General features: G+C 54.9%; 12 protein-coding genes and 4 tRNA genes. 5 read left to right on the plus strand and 11 right to left on the minus strand.

Annotated elements, in window-relative coordinates; genetic code table 11:
* Positions 1 to 3 precede the first annotated feature (3 nt).
* A complete protein-coding gene (locus tag KSF73_05120; protein ID MBV1775093.1) occupies positions 4 to 1,263 on the minus strand; it encodes a hypothetical protein in 1,260 nt (419 codons plus the stop codon).
* Positions 1,264 to 1,439: 176 nt separating this feature from the next.
* On the opposite strand from KSF73_05120, the gene metE reads away from it, so the two are divergent.
* Positions 1,440 to 3,737, plus strand: coding sequence for a 5-methyltetrahydropteroyltriglutamate--homocysteine S-methyltransferase (gene metE, locus KSF73_05125; GenBank protein MBV1775094.1), 2,298 nt, complete (start codon positions 1,440 to 1,442; stop codon positions 3,735 to 3,737).
* A 47-nt stretch (positions 3,738 to 3,784) separates the two neighbouring features.
* Here metE and KSF73_05130 read toward each other — a convergent pair whose 3' ends face one another.
* Positions 3,785 to 5,560 carry a M14 family metallopeptidase gene (locus KSF73_05130; protein ID MBV1775095.1) on the minus strand — a complete coding sequence of 592 codons (1,776 nt, stop codon included), beginning with the start codon at positions 5,558 to 5,560 and terminating at the stop codon, positions 3,785 to 3,787.
* 214 nt (positions 5,561 to 5,774) lie between these two features.
* Between KSF73_05130 and can the strand changes: the two genes are divergently transcribed.
* Positions 5,775 to 6,419, plus strand: coding sequence for a carbonate dehydratase (gene can / locus KSF73_05135; GenBank protein MBV1775096.1), 645 nt, complete (start codon positions 5,775 to 5,777; stop codon positions 6,417 to 6,419).
* 91 nt (positions 6,420 to 6,510) lie between these two features.
* Positions 6,511 to 7,359 carry a 2OG-Fe(II) oxygenase gene (locus tag KSF73_05140; GenBank protein MBV1775097.1) on the plus strand — a complete coding sequence of 283 codons (849 nt, stop codon included), beginning with the start codon at positions 6,511 to 6,513 and terminating at the stop codon, positions 7,357 to 7,359.
* 42 nt (positions 7,360 to 7,401) lie between these two features.
* Here KSF73_05140 and KSF73_05145 read toward each other — a convergent pair whose 3' ends face one another.
* The 7 genes from KSF73_05145 to KSF73_05175 all read right to left on the minus strand — a co-directional run bounded on the left by KSF73_05145 (position 7,402) and on the right by KSF73_05175 (position 10,462).
* Entirely contained in the window at positions 7,402 to 7,836 is a 435-nt protein-coding gene (locus tag KSF73_05145; protein ID MBV1775098.1) for a Cd(II)/Pb(II)-responsive transcriptional regulator, read from the minus strand.
* Positions 7,823 to 8,758 carry an EamA family transporter gene (locus KSF73_05150; protein MBV1775099.1) on the minus strand — a complete coding sequence of 312 codons (936 nt, stop codon included), beginning with the start codon at positions 8,756 to 8,758 and terminating at the stop codon, positions 7,823 to 7,825. The genes KSF73_05145 and KSF73_05150 overlap by 14 nt, the downstream gene beginning before the upstream one ends.
* A 65-nt stretch (positions 8,759 to 8,823) precedes the next feature.
* Positions 8,824 to 9,882 carry a diguanylate cyclase gene (locus KSF73_05155; GenBank protein MBV1775100.1) on the minus strand — a complete coding sequence of 353 codons (1,059 nt, stop codon included), beginning with the start codon at positions 9,880 to 9,882 and terminating at the stop codon, positions 8,824 to 8,826.
* 143 nt (positions 9,883 to 10,025) lie between these two features.
* Positions 10,026 to 10,099, minus strand: a tRNA-Cys gene (locus tag KSF73_05160).
* Positions 10,100 to 10,154: 55 nt separating this feature from the next.
* A tRNA-Gly gene (locus KSF73_05165) sits at positions 10,155 to 10,230 on the minus strand.
* A 37-nt stretch (positions 10,231 to 10,267) separates the two neighbouring features.
* Positions 10,268 to 10,343 (minus strand) — tRNA-Gly (locus KSF73_05170).
* A 43-nt stretch (positions 10,344 to 10,386) separates the two neighbouring features.
* A tRNA-Gly gene (locus tag KSF73_05175) sits at positions 10,387 to 10,462 on the minus strand.
* 265 nt (positions 10,463 to 10,727) lie between these two features.
* Here KSF73_05175 and nadA point away from each other — a divergent pair.
* Entirely contained in the window at positions 10,728 to 11,675 is a 948-nt protein-coding gene (gene nadA / locus KSF73_05180) for a quinolinate synthase NadA (protein ID MBV1775101.1), read from the plus strand.
* 94 nt (positions 11,676 to 11,769) lie between these two features.
* On the plus strand, positions 11,770 to 12,843 hold the full coding sequence (locus tag KSF73_05185) for a bifunctional nicotinamide-nucleotide adenylyltransferase/Nudix hydroxylase (protein MBV1775102.1): 1,074 nt from the start codon (positions 11,770 to 11,772) through the stop codon (positions 12,841 to 12,843).
* Positions 12,844 to 12,848: 5 nt separating this feature from the next.
* Here the strand turns inward: KSF73_05185 and KSF73_05190 are convergent, their stop codons facing one another.
* Entirely contained in the window at positions 12,849 to 14,996 is a 2,148-nt protein-coding gene (locus tag KSF73_05190) for an EAL domain-containing protein (GenBank protein ID MBV1775103.1), read from the minus strand.
* Positions 14,997 to 15,008: 12 nt separating this feature from the next.
* Complete coding sequence (locus KSF73_05195; protein MBV1775104.1) at positions 15,009 to 15,443, minus strand: response regulator; 435 nt, start codon at positions 15,441 to 15,443, stop codon at positions 15,009 to 15,011.
* Between the last annotated feature and the right edge of the window lie 111 nt (positions 15,444 to 15,554).

Raw genomic sequence — 15,554 nt, forward strand, 5'->3', positions numbered from 1 at the left:
ACCCTAGGAAGCTGAATACGTCAGCGTCGCCACATTGCGACTGACATCATAGTGCCAGATGCGCAGAATCTGATGGTTGGCCTGGTACAGCAGTGCGACGGCATTGCCTGCACCAACTAGTCGTAGCCGTGGTGTGCGGCTGTTGCCACGATCATACAGGCGACCAAATCCTTCCAGTTGTGCCAGTACATTGCGGGAAAACAGCACATCGCCTGTCGGGCTGATAAAGATCAGGTCGCCCCTGTCCGACCACGCGATATAACGATCAGCCGAGCGATCGTAAGTGAGCGAATACAGGTCGATGTTGTTGAGCGAACGGTAATCCATCCATTTCCGCTGGGTGGCATCGTAGCGATACAGAAAGCCCTCGCCCCCAAGTGATACGACCGTGACCAGATTGCGTTTGCTATCGTGTGCAAGATCCATTGCCCACGAAAACCGGGGAAAGTCCGATGGCAGATCGAGCCGTGTTTCCTCCCCTGAGTCATGATCAATTCGAGTCAGGCTATCGTTTTTCAGAAGATATTGGCGCTGCCCTGTTGAACCGGCAAAGGCGATTGGCGCATCGGAATAGCCATGTGCCTCATTCGGACTGACAGGACCGGACAACGTCCAGCTAACAGGCACTCCGCTGCTGTCGCGCAGTTTGAATTCGAGTTTGACCGGTGCTGGGCGTGCTGGCGTTCCCGCAAGTGTGAGGGCAGCGTGAGGCGCATCGACCTCCGCAATTGAGACCTGCGCAGGCAGGCGATACTGCCCACGGAAAGCATGTACCCGCTCCACGCCAAACTGTGCATGCAATTTGCTCAGCAACTCATGAAAGTTGGCATTGTCCTTTTCGTAGCTATAGGGCAGATCCATGCGATATGCAGGTACCTTGGATGCACTTTCCAGACTGGACTCGTAATACCCACCTGTCAGGATGGCGGCGATGGAGGTGCGCGGGGTCGAACTGATCTGCCAACGAACAGATTCGTAAGCGGTCAGCACCAGTAAAACGCGTGCACCGGGTCGATCAATATGCACTTTCACTGTTCCAGATGCGCCGGGCTCGTAGCCCGATACCACCATGATTTCACTACCCAGAGCGAGTTCGCGCGAGGGCGGAGTGGTCGCTTGCGACAAGGAGTTTTCTGATGGGACGGCGATCCTGCCATGCTGTCGTGGGCCAAATTGAATGGCTTCGGGCCCGGCATGAACCGTATTGGTCAGGAGGAGCGCAAGTCCTGTGGCGAGAATGAAGGTAAAGCGTATGGATGTCATAGCAAGATCAAATCAGACGATACGCATGTTTAGCACATTTGTATCGAATTGGGGCAGGCCTGCAATGGATAGGATGGTGAATGAAATTCATTCATTTTTGAATAAGTGTCAATTTATTTCATGATTAATCCATCCTACTATGACGCAACTTCAACGCAAACACAGGTCTCTGCATCATGGTACGCACGCATAATCTTGGTTTTCCCCGTATAGGTGCCCGCCGCGAATTGAAATTTGCACAGGAAAGCTACTGGAAGGGGCAATCGTCGTTGAGCGAGCTGAAGCAGGTGGGGGCAGATTTGCGTCTGCGCCATTGGGCTGATCAGATTAAGCTGGACTGGGTGCCAGTGGGTGATTTCTCGTTTTACGATCAGGTGCTGGACATGAGCTTTACGCTTGGCAATTTGCCGGAGCGAGTCCGCGATTTTCATGGCGATCCGCTGGATAACTACTTTCGCGTGGCCCGTGGCCGGTCAGCGCAATCCGCTCATGAGCATGCACACTGCTGCGGTGGCGTGGCGGCGGGCGAGATGACCAAATGGTTCGACACCAACTACCACTACATCGTCCCGGAATTTCATGCAGGTACAACCTTCACGCTGGATGCCAGCCAGCTGCTGGCGCAATTGGCTGAAGCGCAGGCACTGGGTGTGAGGGCCAAGCCCGTGATCATTGGCCCGGTGACCTATCTTGCCTTGGGCAAGGCCAAGGATGATTCAAACAAACTAGATCTGCTGCCGCGTCTATTAGCCGTGTATGTCGAGCTACTGAATACACTGGCCGAACATGGCATTGAATGGGTGCAAGTGGATGAGCCCCTGCTGGTCACCGAGCTGGATCTCGACTGGCAGTATGCATTTAATACGGCCTACCATCAGTTCAAGGCCTGTCGCGTGAAGATATTGCTGGCCACGTACTTCGGCCAGTTGCGCGAAAATCTCTATCTGGCTGCTAACCTGCCAGTGGCCGGTATTCACCTGGATGCAGTAAATGCGCAAAGCGAAGTGCTGCCGCTGCTGAATCTAATTGCAGCACACAAGGTCATTTCGCTGGGTGTGGTGAACGGACGCAATATCTGGAAGACTGATCTGGTGACGACCCTCAACTGGCTGGAGCCGCTGGCCGAGCGTCTGGGGGAGCGCCTGTGGTTGGCGCCATCGTGCTCCTTGCTACATGTGCCCGTCGATCTCGACAGTGAACGAAAGCTGGATGCCGATATCGTCTCGTGGCTGGCATTTGCTCAACAAAAGCTGGTGGAAATCGAGACACTGGCCATTGCCCTGAATCGGGGACGTGCTGCAGTGCAATCGCAGTTGGACGATAACGCCGGCGCCATTGCCTCTCGCCGCAATTCTCCACGTGTACATAATCCAGCCGTGAAGGCTGCGGTGGATGCCATTTCATCTGATCTTGGCCAGCGCACGCGCCCCTATCACGAGCGCGCAGTTGAGCAAGCGGCTCGCCTCAAATTGCCTGCCTTTCCAACCACCACCATTGGTTCCTTCCCGCAAACTGCCGAAATTCGTCACGCACGCAGCGAGTTCAAGGCCGGGCGTTTGGATGAGGCAAGCTATCGGACCGCGATGCGCGCAGAAATCGCCCGCAGCGTGCGAGAGCAAGAGGCGCTGGGACTGGATGTACTGGTGCATGGCGAAGCTGAGCGCAACGATATGGTGGAATATTTCGGCGAGCAGCTCGATGGTTATGCCTTCAGCCAGTTTGGCTGGGTACAGTCCTATGGCTCGCGTTGCGTGAAGCCGCCGATTCTGTTTGGCGATATCAGCCGCCCGCGTGCCATGACGGTCGAGTGGATACAGTATGCGCAATCGCTTACGAACAAGCCAATGAAGGGGATGCTGACCGGCCCGGTAACGATTCTGAACTGGTCCTTTGTCCGCGATGATCAGCCGCGCTCGGTATCGTGCAAACAGCTGGCGCTGGCAATCCGGCAGGAGGTGCTGGATCTCGAGGCGGCTGGAGTCAGTGTGATCCAGATTGATGAAGCGGCGCTGCGTGAAGGTTTACCGCTGCGCAAGTCGCAGTGGCAGGACTATCTCGACTGGGCGGTCGAATCGTTCCGCATCACCGCCAATGGTGTACGCGATGAAACCCAGATTCATACCCATATGTGTTACTCGGAGTTCAATGACATCATCGAATCCATCGCCAGCATGGATGCCGACGTGATCACAATCGAAACCTCGCGCTCGGATATGGAGCTGCTGGATGCCTTCGATCGCTTCAACTATCCCAACGAGATTGGGCCGGGCGTCTACGACATACACTCGCCGAACATTCCGACCGAGGCGGAAATTGTGGTGTTGATGCAGAAGGCTGCCGAGCGCATTCCGGCTGAGCGGCTGTGGGTGAATCCGGATTGTGGCCTGAAAACCCGCCAGTGGCAGGAGGTGATTCCTGCCTTATCCAATCTGGTGAATGCGGCTAAAACGCTGCGTGAAACCGTCGCGGCATAAGCGACTCGGCTGCCCACCCCGGTTGGATGCCGGGGTGGGCGTGCCATTCAGGATTTGGCAGGACTTGTCAGCGTAGAGGAATCGACACGGATGACGGGATAGACATTGAAGCGGTCGTCCCAGGACGGATGGCGGCGCGCAAAAAAGTTCAGGCGGGCTGCCGGGTCTTTGGCAAATGCGGCATCCGTTGCCAGCATCTTCTCGAATTCAGTCTTAATCGCCGGATTGCTGGCCAGCATCTCGCGCGCTACATCTTCGGCTACATAGCTTTCCATGTATTCCTTGCGCTCGAAAGCAGTATTGAACTCGCCCCATTGCAGCAAGGAGTCCGGTGCATCGGGTTCCAGCAGGTGGATGGCAACGCGTGCCAGCGGCTGGCGAATGGGCACGAACAGACTACCCATCGCCAGTGTCCGTGGTTCGGCGATCCAGCGACCGGTGGTGCTGATGCGCTGATGACCCTCAAACGATTCGGGCGTGAACTTCACTGTGCTTGCACGCCAGACTTCACCCATCAGCTCCAGTGGCCGATTCACTACATGGAACTGCACGCCATGCGCTTTTAGCCGTGCCGCAACGCGTGCCGCATAGGCGGGGGGCACCAGATAACCACCCTCCGGTACGCGGACGGAGACATCGGGGACAATGGTGTCACGGAGCGGAACGTGCCAGATTTGCGGTTTGCGATCATCGTAGCGCACCATGATCTGGCCGGAGATATCGGACGGCGTACGCGTGTAGGCATAGCCCTTGAAGTCGATCATTCTGCTCTGTTCGGTGGTCTTGTAAGTGAGCGGCATCATCTGCCCACCCAGGCTGGCGCTGTGCTCATCGGCAGCATGCGCCTGAGTAAGCCATGCATCACCGTGCTCTGCCACTTGGCTCATCACCGACAGGATCGTATTGCGGGTGATGCGCACGCGGGTGCGATAGTCTTTCCAGGAGTGTGTTTCAACCAGAATGGCAAAACGGTTGCGCAGGGGAATATAGCCGGTCGAGAAGCGAGGTGGCGGGACGCCATCGGCAAAGCCTGACGCCGGATTGTCCTCATCTTGAAAGGACATATAGAAGGGGAGTGCCATTGACCCCTGTGTGTTCAGTTGGCCGATGACATTATCGCGAAGAGTTGTGCCACTTGCCCGCATCAGCGCATCGCCCATATGCGAGGGCTCTAGCTGGATGGAGACATCATGCTGGAATTTTGCACCATCGGTGACATGCATATCCACATACACCAGCGGATCCCATTCATTGAGCAGCTTCAGCATGGCCTGCATTTCCGGCGCATCGGCTTTCAGGTAATCGCGGTTCAGGTTGAAATTCTGTGCCGTAGTGCGCCAGCCCATTTCCTCGGGGCCGACCTGATTGGGGCGATTCCAGCGACCAAAGCGCTCATGCCCATCGATATTGAATACCGGCACAAACACGACGACAGCCTTGTCGAGCGCACCCCGCGCGGCAGTGCCGTCCAGCATCTCGCGCAAGGCATAGAAGCCGGCATCCTTGCCATCGATTTCGCCCGCATGGATGCCACCTTGCAGCAACACCACGGGGATGCCCTGTTGCTTGGCCGCTTCAGGGGTTAGTACCCCGCGCGCCGAGGCGACTAAGGCCTTCATGGGTCTACCTTCGGGCGTTTTGCCAAACTCGATGCATTTCACTTTGCCGGAATAATGGGTCGGAAATGCCGAACAGAGATCAATCACCTCCTGATAGCGGCCAGTCTGAACAAATCCGCTACGTTCAGCATGGGTAGATAAGTCTGCCGCAAACAGGCTTGTGATGAGGGCGAAAGGCGCAAAGTGGATCAGAGCGCGGCGCATGGTGCTTTTCCTTTTGATAGACGCGTGAGCCGATACAAGCAGGCGCAGCAGTCTAGCCGAGTGGGTTGAGGGTGGAACAGTGACGGCGTAAGGGTTTTGGGCGAGTGTTGTATAAAACAATGCAAGATTTGAGTATGTTGAAATGCGTAAACGGACTTGCATCCCATCAGGATGAAGGTACACTCGCGCCGTCTTGATTATCCGGAGCACGTGCATGCCATTGGACCATCTGTTGGCGAATAATCGTGAGTGGGCTCGCAAAGTCAACGAACGGGACCCGGTTTTCTTCGAGCAACTCGCTCAGCAACAAGCGCCTGAATATATGTGGATCGGCTGTGCCGACAGTCGAGTACCTGCAAACGAGCTGATCAATCTGATGCCGGGCGAAGTGTTCGTGCATCGCAATGTGGCCAATCTGATTGTTCACTCGGATCTGAACTGTCTGTCTACGTTGCAGTTTGCCGTTGATATGCTGAAGGTCAAGCATGTGATTGTCTGCGGCCATTATGGCTGTGGCGGTGTGCGCGCAGCGCTGACCGAAACCCGTGTGGGACTGGCCGATAACTGGCTGCGCCATATACAGGATATTCATCGCGCACATTTCCGCAAAATCGAGCAAATGCCGCCAGAGATTCGTGCGGATAAGCTGTGTGAGCTGAACGTGATTGAACAGGTGGTGAATGCCAGCCGTACCACCGTGGTGGAAGATGCGTGGGCGCGCGGTCAGGCCGTGACCGTGCATGGATGGGTGTACAGCTTGCAAAATGGCCTGCTGCAAGATCTGCAGGTATCCATGGAGAGCCGTGATTCGTTGATTGATACCTATCACGACGCACTCAAACGCTGGATGGTGGTGTAGTCGCAGCAGACCACTGATCGCCCATTGCGCGTGAGGCGGTGACGGCGTTAGTCTGTTGCCGCAATCACGAGAACGCAAGCGGAGGCGATCAATGAAACTGGGTGAAGAATGGCAGGTCTGGTTGCAGGACAACCTGAACCGGGGATGCACGCATCAGGCAATTTTCAAAGCCATGACCGGGGCTGGGGTCGATGAATCGGCTGCCCGTCAGTTTATGCAGTCCGCCATTCCGGATCTGGATATACTGGCCTCCATTGCCCCTGATCCTCTAAATTCGCTTGAATATCGTTACGATCCGATGCCGATTCCTGATGTAAACCGGCTGGATGTCGGGGATCGTACCGTCTCTGTGGCCATGCGCTGCGAATTACCGCAGGTTATTGTATTCGATGGCGTGCTGACCGATGATGAGTGCGATGAAATCATTGCCCGCTCGCGTGCCAAGCTGACGCGCTCGGCGATTGTTGATCCGGCCACTGGTGCGTTTGAGGTCATTGACGATCGCAGTAGTGAAGGCACCTATTTCAATCGCTGCGAAGATGCCTTTATTACGCGAATCGATACGCGTATTGCCCGGCTGATGCACTGGCCCCTGGAGAATGGCGAAGGGTTACAAATCCTGCGCTATGGTGTGGGGGCAGAGTATAAGCCTCACTTCGACTACTTCCCGCCCAGCGATCCCGGCAGTGCCACCCATTTGGCGCACGGCGGCCAGCGGGTGGCGACACTGGTGCTCTATCTGAACGATGTGGAAGCCGGTGGCGCAACGATTTTCCCTGAAGCCGGTCTTTCCGTCATGCCTCGCAAGGGCAGTGCTGTCTATTTTCGATATCTCAACGGCCAGGGGCAGCTCGATCCCTTATCCCTGCATGGTGGCGCACCCGTTGTTGCCGGTGAAAAGTGGATCATGACCAAATGGATGCGTGAGCGCGCCTATTGAGTCGCTTTTGTCGCCAGACCGGCATGCGGTGCCAATCGACATTTATCCCTGCGAATGGACATGGCAAGCGCACGCCTCACCATGCGCCGCAGCCACCAGTTCGGCCATGATGCCGCACGCGTGATCGGCATGATTGCTGTCGCATCGTGATCGCAGTCGAATCAGTTGCTGTTCCAGTGCATGCATACTGGCCAGTCGCGCCCGAACTCTTACCAAATGCGCATCAATCAGTGAATCGATATCACTGAAATCTGGTGACGGGACATCCAGTGTCGTCAGCAGTTTGCCAATGTCTTCGAGTGATATATCCAGCGACCGGCAATGGCGAATGAAAGACAGCCTTTCCAAATGCTGCTGCCCGTAGATCCGGTAGCCGTTTGACAAACGACTGGGTGGCGGGAGCAACCCTGCCGTTTCATAAAAGCGGATGGTCTCGCGATCTACGCCCGTGGCGGCGGCAAGCTCACCGGTTTTCATGCGTTGGTGTCCACGTTAAGTGTTTGCCGAGCAGCGGGATGCGAGCCAGTAAAACCGGGTCGCCCATCATGACGATATTGCCAATGACGGCCAGTGCAATGCCTGCAACTGTACTCCATTGCCAATGAAAGCCCTCAAAAAAGCCAGACAAAATCAGGGCAATGATGGGTATCACGATGGAGACATATACGGCTTGGCCTGCACCAATCCGTCCCATCAGCGTCAGGTAGGCGGCAAAAGCGATAATCGAGCCGAAAACTGCCAGGTAGAGCAATGAGGCGATGTACTCCGGACGCCAGTCGAAGACGAGTGGATTGCCTTTGGCGACTGAAATGATCAGGGCGCCAATGCCCCCCGTGATCATACCAATGGACATACTTGGCAGCAGCGGGATGCCATGATTGCGGTTGCGCTGCGCCAGCATATTGGCCGACGATGCCACGAGCGCGGCCAGCACTGCGAGCATGGCTCCCCACAGCACATCCCGGTCAGCGCGAACGGTGGCGAGCTCGGGCATGAAGACCAGCACAATGCCCGTAATACCAAGTGCGCCGCCAAGCATTGAGCGAAGTTCGATCGGGCGGCCAAAACATAGGCGCATCCCGATCAGGTTAAAAATCACCATCACGGAATTGAGCACCGCTACTAATCCCGATGCAATGTGCCGTTCACTTTCATAGATCAGCATATAGCTGGTCATGAACATCAGCAGTCCCTGCATAACACTCCATTTGATGTGATCCGCTGACAGTTTCAGGGAATGTCCGCGGAAGACGCACCAGGTTCCGAGTAGCAACCCGGCCACAATAAAGCGGTAGCCTACGGATGCCGTGACTGACACCACACCAAATTGAAAGGTAATGACAAGCCAGGTGGAGCCCCAAATCAGTGTTGAGGCTAGATAAAGGACAAAATTGGGCATGTGGGCTCCTGTGCGAGTGCACATTTTAGCCCGAGACAGGGGGGAGCAGGGGGCAGACGAAGACCTTATTTCTGCAGGATATTTTCAGTGGCGCGCATGATCAATTTATTGCCCCCCGTTGCCATGGCATCGCTTAAGGCCTGTTCGAGGAATGCTAATACTTCTTGCTCGTTCGGTGTGCTCAGGGTGTAGTCAATGGTCACGCACCCGACACTGGCATGCAGATCAATCAAAGTGGCATCACTGGTGAAAGGGGCGCCGCGGATCTCGTTGATCAATTTGGAGAGCCGGATACACACACCTTCACGCTCGATATCTGGCAGGATAATCAGAAATTCGTCGTTACCATAGCGTCCGATGGTGTCAAATTGGCGCACACAGGATTTGACCCGCCGCACAAAGTCGAACAGTACCAGATCGCTCGCCTGATGCCCCACTTGCTGGTTAACCCGTGCAAACTGGTCGATGTCGAGTAAGGCGACAGCCATCCGAGATTTATTATGAAATGCTCGGGATAGTTCGCGTTTAAGTAATTCAAGAATCGCCTCGCGGTGCCAGATGTTCAGGAGTGGATCGAGCTGCGTAAGCCGTTTTGATTGATCCAGTTCCTGAATCAGGGATTGCTGCACCCCGGACAAATCCCGGTTCAGAAAGGCGAGTTCAACCCAGGCACCCAAATCCTGCAGGCTCTGGTACTCGTCTGGTGTGAGCTGCCGAGGTTGATCATCGATAATACACAAAGTGCCAATCCGGTAACCCTCGTGATTTTTGAGCGGGCATCCTGCGTAGAAACGGATAAAAGGTGCACCAAGTACGAGTGGGTTATCGCGAAAGCGCGCATCCTGCAATGCATCGGGCACCACCAGCAAACTGTCGCTCAAAATGGCGTGGCCGCAGAAAGAAATATCGCGGGAGGTCGACCTGCAGGTCAGACCAATGCAGGATTTAAACCATTGCTGATCGGTATCCACTAGCGAAATCAGTACAATGGGGGTTTTGAATAGCTTCTGTGCGATACGCGTGATGCGATCAAAACATGGCTCGTCTGGCGAGGCCAGTAACTGCATCCGTTGCAGGGAGGCCAGTCGATCTGCTTCGTTATCGGGCAGGGTAGGGACTTGCATCGCGAATGGTGAAATGGATGGCAACGATTCTGATATAGATCATCGCGGCGTAAAGTGATCTGTCAGATGACGAATGACAAGGAAAGATAGGTAGAGTCAAATGACAAAAGCCCGATCAGATGATCGGGCTTTCAATATACCTTTGGAGGCGCGAGCCGGAGTCGAACCGACCTACACGGATTTGCAATCCGGTGCATAACCGCTTTGCTATCGCGCCCCGTCCACATTGCTGTGTTCGGAGAGTCTGGTTGACGCATCAACCAGATAAAATATGGAGCGGGATAAGAGGCTCGAACTCTCGACCTATACCTTGGCAAGGTATCGCTCTACCAACTGAGCTAATCCCGCATGGCGACGAATTCGATGGCTTGATAAAGCAGGGTGATGGAGCGGGATAAGAGGCTCGAACTCTCGACCTATACCTTGGCAAGGTATCGCTCTACCAACTGAGCTAATCCCGCATCACGTTACTTCATCTTGCACATCAAACGACTTAAAAGGGTTTGGAGCGGGATAAGAGGCTCGAACTCTCGACCTATACCTTGGCAAGGTATCGCTCTACCAACTGAGCTAATCCCGCATTCCGCTTTCGCGTCGTCTTCGTTGCGAAGAGCGGCTATTATAGGGAGCCTAAAATTTCTGTCAAGCGTTTTGTGATGATTTTTTTACGCGAACATCTGGCCGTTTGGCGTAAATACTAGTCAGAACAAGGCTTTTTTGGTATTTTTCCATTTGTCGCGAAGTCAGGCGGGGATTCCGCCTGCGACACGAAAAGTTTGCTTGCGTTGTTTGCGGGCCCTGTCAGTCGCTGAGAGCAGCGGCATCTGTTGTGTGGAGGAACTCCCATGAGCCAGCGTGTGGTTACGCTTGCGCATTACTATACTGCGCCCGAAGTCCAGCAAATGGCCGACAAAGTCGGTGATAGCCTGGAACTCTCCCTGTTCGCCAAAGAATGTGAAGCCGATGTGATTGTATTCGCCGGTGTTCGCTTCATGGCCGAAACAGCCAAAATTCTCAATCCGCATGCCAAAGTAGTGCTGCCAGATACAAACTCGACCTGTTCGCTGGTGACCCAGACGGATGTCAAGCGTCTGGCTGCATGGCGCGAGAAGCATGCTGATTATGTGCACGTGTCCTATATCAATTCGTCCGCCGAACATAAGGCGCTGTCCGACTGGATAGTCACCAGTCGCAATGTAGACGACATCATTGCGTCGCTGTATGCCGAAGGCAAGAAGGTGTGCTTTTCGCCGGATCGCAATATGGGCGCCTACCTGAACTACCAGTACGGCTACGATATGCCACTGTGGAGTGCAGTGTGCGAAGTGCATGACAAGTTCAACGAAGCAGCGCTGAACGAGGCCTTTGCAGGTATCGAGGGCACTTACTACCTGATCGCCCATCCGGAAAGCCCGCTGCCCGTGCTGAAGCGCGCCGATTATGTGGGTTCTACCTCGGGCATGCTCAACTGGGTGAAGCAATTCGACCGCGAGCCGGATGCGACGATTCTGGTCGCCACCGAAGAAGGCATCCTGTACAACATGGGTCTGGCTCGTCCTGATCTGAAGATTCGTCAGGCACCAATCTACGCAGGTTGCCAGTGCAATCAATGCCCCTATATGCGCATGAACACCGTGGATGCTGTCAAGGCGGCGCAACAGGGCGGTGGTATTGTGATCGATTACCTGACGGATGCACAGATGGATGCAGCCCGTCTGCCGATCGAGCGCATGCTGGCGTTCAGTCAGGCGCAAATGGCAGCGGCGGCCAAGTCCGCACCTGTGACTGCGTAAGATAGGTGATCGCTTGAAACAGCGCAGCATGTCTGCGCTGTTTGTTTATGTGCAATACGATTGTCGCAACTGACCTGAATGGATATATCCGGCGATGTCCGAGAAGCGTGATTTTGACTATCTGGTGTTTATCGGGCGATTCCAGCCCTTCCATAACGGCCATTTGTGGACGCTACAGCATGCGCTGCGTCTGGCAGACAAAGTGATTGTGCTGTGCGGTTCTGCCCGGCAGGCCCGCACGCCGCGCAATCCTTGGACGCTGGATGAGCGCGAGCAACTCATTCGCAGTTCGCTGTCGCTGGAAGATCAATCACGTGTGTTTGTAGTGGGTGTATCCGACCGGATGTACAACGATCAGCAATGGCTGACTGAAGTGCAGAATCAAGTTGATCGTGTCATTGCGGTGGATACCACCAAGCTCGATAGCAGTCTGACGCAGTTCCGTATCGGGCTAGTCGGACCGCCCCGTGGCAGTTATACCGATTACCTTGATTTGTTTCCGCAATGGGCGCGGGTAGAGGCCAGCGAAGTACCGGATTTGCAGGCATCACGCATTCGTCATGCTTACTTTGATCCGGATCGAGCCGATGATTTTGAGGCCTGTAAGGCATTGTTGCCATCGGCTGTATTCGACTGGCTGCAAACATTCCGGCAATCAGAGTCATTTGCCAACCTGCAGAACGAATATCTGTTCGTGAAGCGTTATAAGCAAAGCTGGGCAGCGGCACCATTTCCCCCCACGCTGGTTACAGTAGATGCAGTCGTCATTCATTCCGGTCATGTATTGCTCGTCAGACGCCGCTCACCGCCCGGAAAAGGTTTGTGGGCGCTCCCCGGCGGATTTGTAGAGCCCGAAGAGCGGATTCGCGATGCGGTGATTCGCGAACTGAAAGAGGAAACGCGACTCAAGGTACCCGCGCCAGTGCTGTCTGGCTCGATCCGGGCATCGCGGGTGTTTGATCATCCATTACGCAGCCTGCGCGGTCGAACGATTACCCATGCATTTTTGATTGAATTAGCGCCAACGTCAGAAGGCCTGCCAAAAGTGCGTGGCTCGGATGATGCCGATCGCGCCAAATGGGTACCGCTCTCAGAATTTACGCGGATGGAAGAGCAGCTCTTCGAAGATCACTACTACATCGTGAACTGGTTTCTCGGCCAGGTGTAACGCGTTTACCAAACCGGGTTGCAGGCGATCAGACGGGTGGCCTCGTCAGCAGGGAGGGGTTTGGCAAACAGGTATCCCTGTGCAAAATCGCAGTTCATTCCGCGCAGGGTGGCAAGCTGTTCGATCGTTTCCACGCCTTCAGCCACCAGTGACATGCCAAGACTGTGTCCGAGCACGACGATGGTGCGGACAACCGCACCACTGCGGTGTCTTTCGGTTTGAGTGATGCGCTGTACGAATGAACCGTCGATTTTGAGAAAATTGGTTGGAAAGCGGTGCAGGTAGGAGAGTGATGAGTAACCTGTACCAAAGTCATCCAGCAAGATTTGAATGCCCCGGCCACGCAGCGCATCCAGTACGGCGACGGTGGAGGCGGTATCCTCATGCTCGATCAGCGTGGACTCCGTCAGTTCCAGTTCAAGACGATCAGGCGTGATACCTGCCTGGGCAATTGCATCATCAATCTGCTGAATAAGGTCGGGTTGATTGAACTGCTTGCTGGATAGGTTGACGCTTACTTTCAACTTATTACCCGGGAACGATTTTTCCCACTCGCCAATCTGTGCCGTAGCCTGAATGAGCATCTGCTGACCAATTTGATTCACTAGGCCGAGCTCTTCTGACAGCGGGATGAAATCAAGTGGCGACACAATACTGCCATCGGGTTTGACCCAGCGTACCAAGGCTTCAAAGGCACACAGCCGGCCAGTTTTCAGATTGATGATGGGCTGATAGTAAGCACGAAACTCGCCAGCCTCGATAGCACGGCGGATTTCGTGCTCCATCTTGAGCGCTTTGAGCATCATGCCATGCATGGCGCTATCAAAGATTTCGATGCGGGTACGGGTTTTGGCCTTGTGCGATTTTGCACGGTGCATGGCGGTATCTGCATCTCGAATCATTTCCTCCGGATGCGTATAGCCGGCATCCGAGAGGGATATGCCCACGCGCGCCGCAGGGTAGATTTCGTGCCCCTCAATGGCGATCGGCTTTTCCAGCTCTGTGAGCATGGTTTCGGTGATTTGCACGGCATCTTGCACGTCGCGGATGTTATCCAGCAAGACCGCGAATTCGTCGCCACCGAAGCGTGCCACTACATCGCCTCCGCGCCGGGCGTGCATCAGACGTTCACCCGTCACACGCAAGACATGGTCTCCAAACGGATGACCAAAGCTGTCATTGATATAACGGAAACGCTCCAGATTCAGACACAGCACCGCACACAAGTAGCCGTCATCGCGCGTTGCATGCCCTAAGGCGAATCCCAGAAAATCAGTAAACAGCGCGCGGTTCGCCAGTCCGGTTAGACCATCGTGCAGGGCGTCGTAGAGTAACTGTTCCTCGGTACGTTTCCGGGCGGTGATGTCGGTAAGCGAACCTGCCATGCGATACGGTGCGCCCGTGCTTTCTTCGAACATGGCCATGCCGCGAACCAGCATCCAGCGCCACTGCCCATCGCGGTGCATAATGCGATGTTCGGTTTCCAGATGGGGTGACTGGTGTTCGAGATGCTGATCCAGGCTGGCCTGAAGATGAGCCACATCATCTGGATGAATCATGTTGTAGAAACAATTCGGGAATGATTCCATCACTTCGTCGGCAGCGATGCCCAGCATATCGCGCCAGCGTGGCGAGAAATACACCTGATCTGCGCGTATATCCCAATCCCACAGGCCATCGTTGGCGCCGCGCAGCGCCAGTTCATATCGTTCCTGGCTGATACGGAGCGCGTGTTCGGTTTCCTTTTTTGCGCGGCGATTCTCGGCTTCGCGCAATTCCCGTTCGACCACGCCGGGCAGACGTTTCAGGTGGGTTTTCAGGACAAAGTCGTTTACGCCCGCTTTCATCATGGCGACGGCAGACTCTTCACCAATGGTACCTGTGACCACAATAAACGGGGCATTCAGCTGGTAGGACTGGTAAATAGCCAGTGCTTCATGTGCGCTGAAATTGGGCATGGAAAAATCGGACAGCACCACATCCCAAGCGCTGGATTCGAGTGCGGAGATGAGGGCGGGGCCGGTATCAACCCGGATATGTTTGACCGCAAAGCCCTCTCGCCTGAGCGCGAGAATATTCAGCAGGGCATCATCATCGGAATCGTCGATGACTAGAACATGCAGGAAGGTGTGCTGAACTGTCGACTCGCTCATGGCATGCAGGGCTTAGTTATGCACCGCTTCGTTCAGCATGAGCCAGTAGATGCCAACCTGACGGACCACTTCCATGAACTGGGTGAAATCGACGGGTTTACGGATATAGCTGTTTGCACCCAAGCTGTAACTGCGCACGAGATCATCTTCTTCCTTCGAAGTCGTGAGTACCACCACAGGAATCAGTCGGGTGACTTCGTGATTGCGAATTTGCCGCAAAACTTCAATGCCGGACAATTTGGGTAGCTTGATATCAAGCAGGATCAGCACCGGCATTTCATCCGGATGCTTGGGATGGCGAGCGCCGGGGCCGAATAGATAGTCCAGGGCTTCCTGCCCATCACGGGCAACATGAATGGGATTTTGGATGCCGTTCTTGGAAAACGCTCGAATGGTGAGCGCTTCGTCATCGGGATTATCTTCAACCAGCAAAATCGGAAGCTGCATGGTAGCTGTCCTGGCCAGGGAACGCGAATAATCCATTATGGCAAGCCACGCCACAAGGGCAAGCCTCGAGCCGCCCTGTGGTGGGTAAAATGCCGTGAATGTGCGGAAATT

It is taken from the genome of Burkholderiaceae bacterium DAT-1 (assembly GCA_019084025.1).
Taxonomy (GTDB): Bacteria; Pseudomonadota; Gammaproteobacteria; order Burkholderiales; family Chitinimonadaceae; genus DAT-1.

What these genes read in the sequence shown, in the direction of transcription:
- metE (MBV1775094.1), top strand. Translation starts at nt 1,440, where the DNA reads ATGGTACGCACGCATAATCTTGGTTTTCCCCGTATAGGTGCCCGCCGC.
- KSF73_05155 (MBV1775100.1), bottom strand. Translation starts at nt 9,882, where the DNA reads ATGCAAGTCCCTACCCTGCCCGATAACGAAGCAGATCGACTGGCCTCC.
- KSF73_05145 (MBV1775098.1), bottom strand. Translation starts at nt 7,836, where the DNA reads ATGAAAACCGGTGAGCTTGCCGCCGCCACGGGCGTAGATCGCGAGACC.
- KSF73_05185 (MBV1775102.1), top strand. Translation starts at nt 11,770, where the DNA reads ATGTCCGAGAAGCGTGATTTTGACTATCTGGTGTTTATCGGGCGATTC.
- KSF73_05130 (MBV1775095.1), bottom strand. Translation starts at nt 5,560, where the DNA reads ATGCGCCGCGCTCTGATCCACTTTGCGCCTTTCGCCCTCATCACAAGC.
- KSF73_05150 (MBV1775099.1), bottom strand. Translation starts at nt 8,758, where the DNA reads ATGCCCAATTTTGTCCTTTATCTAGCCTCAACACTGATTTGGGGCTCC.
- KSF73_05195 (MBV1775104.1), bottom strand. Translation starts at nt 15,443, where the DNA reads ATGCAGCTTCCGATTTTGCTGGTTGAAGATAATCCCGATGACGAAGCG.
- KSF73_05140 (MBV1775097.1), top strand. Translation starts at nt 6,511, where the DNA reads ATGAAACTGGGTGAAGAATGGCAGGTCTGGTTGCAGGACAACCTGAAC.
- KSF73_05120 (MBV1775093.1), bottom strand. Translation starts at nt 1,263, where the DNA reads ATGACATCCATACGCTTTACCTTCATTCTCGCCACAGGACTTGCGCTC.
- can (MBV1775096.1), top strand. Translation starts at nt 5,775, where the DNA reads ATGCCATTGGACCATCTGTTGGCGAATAATCGTGAGTGGGCTCGCAAA.
- KSF73_05190 (MBV1775103.1), bottom strand. Translation starts at nt 14,996, where the DNA reads ATGAGCGAGTCGACAGTTCAGCACACCTTCCTGCATGTTCTAGTCATC.
- nadA (MBV1775101.1), top strand. Translation starts at nt 10,728, where the DNA reads ATGAGCCAGCGTGTGGTTACGCTTGCGCATTACTATACTGCGCCCGAA.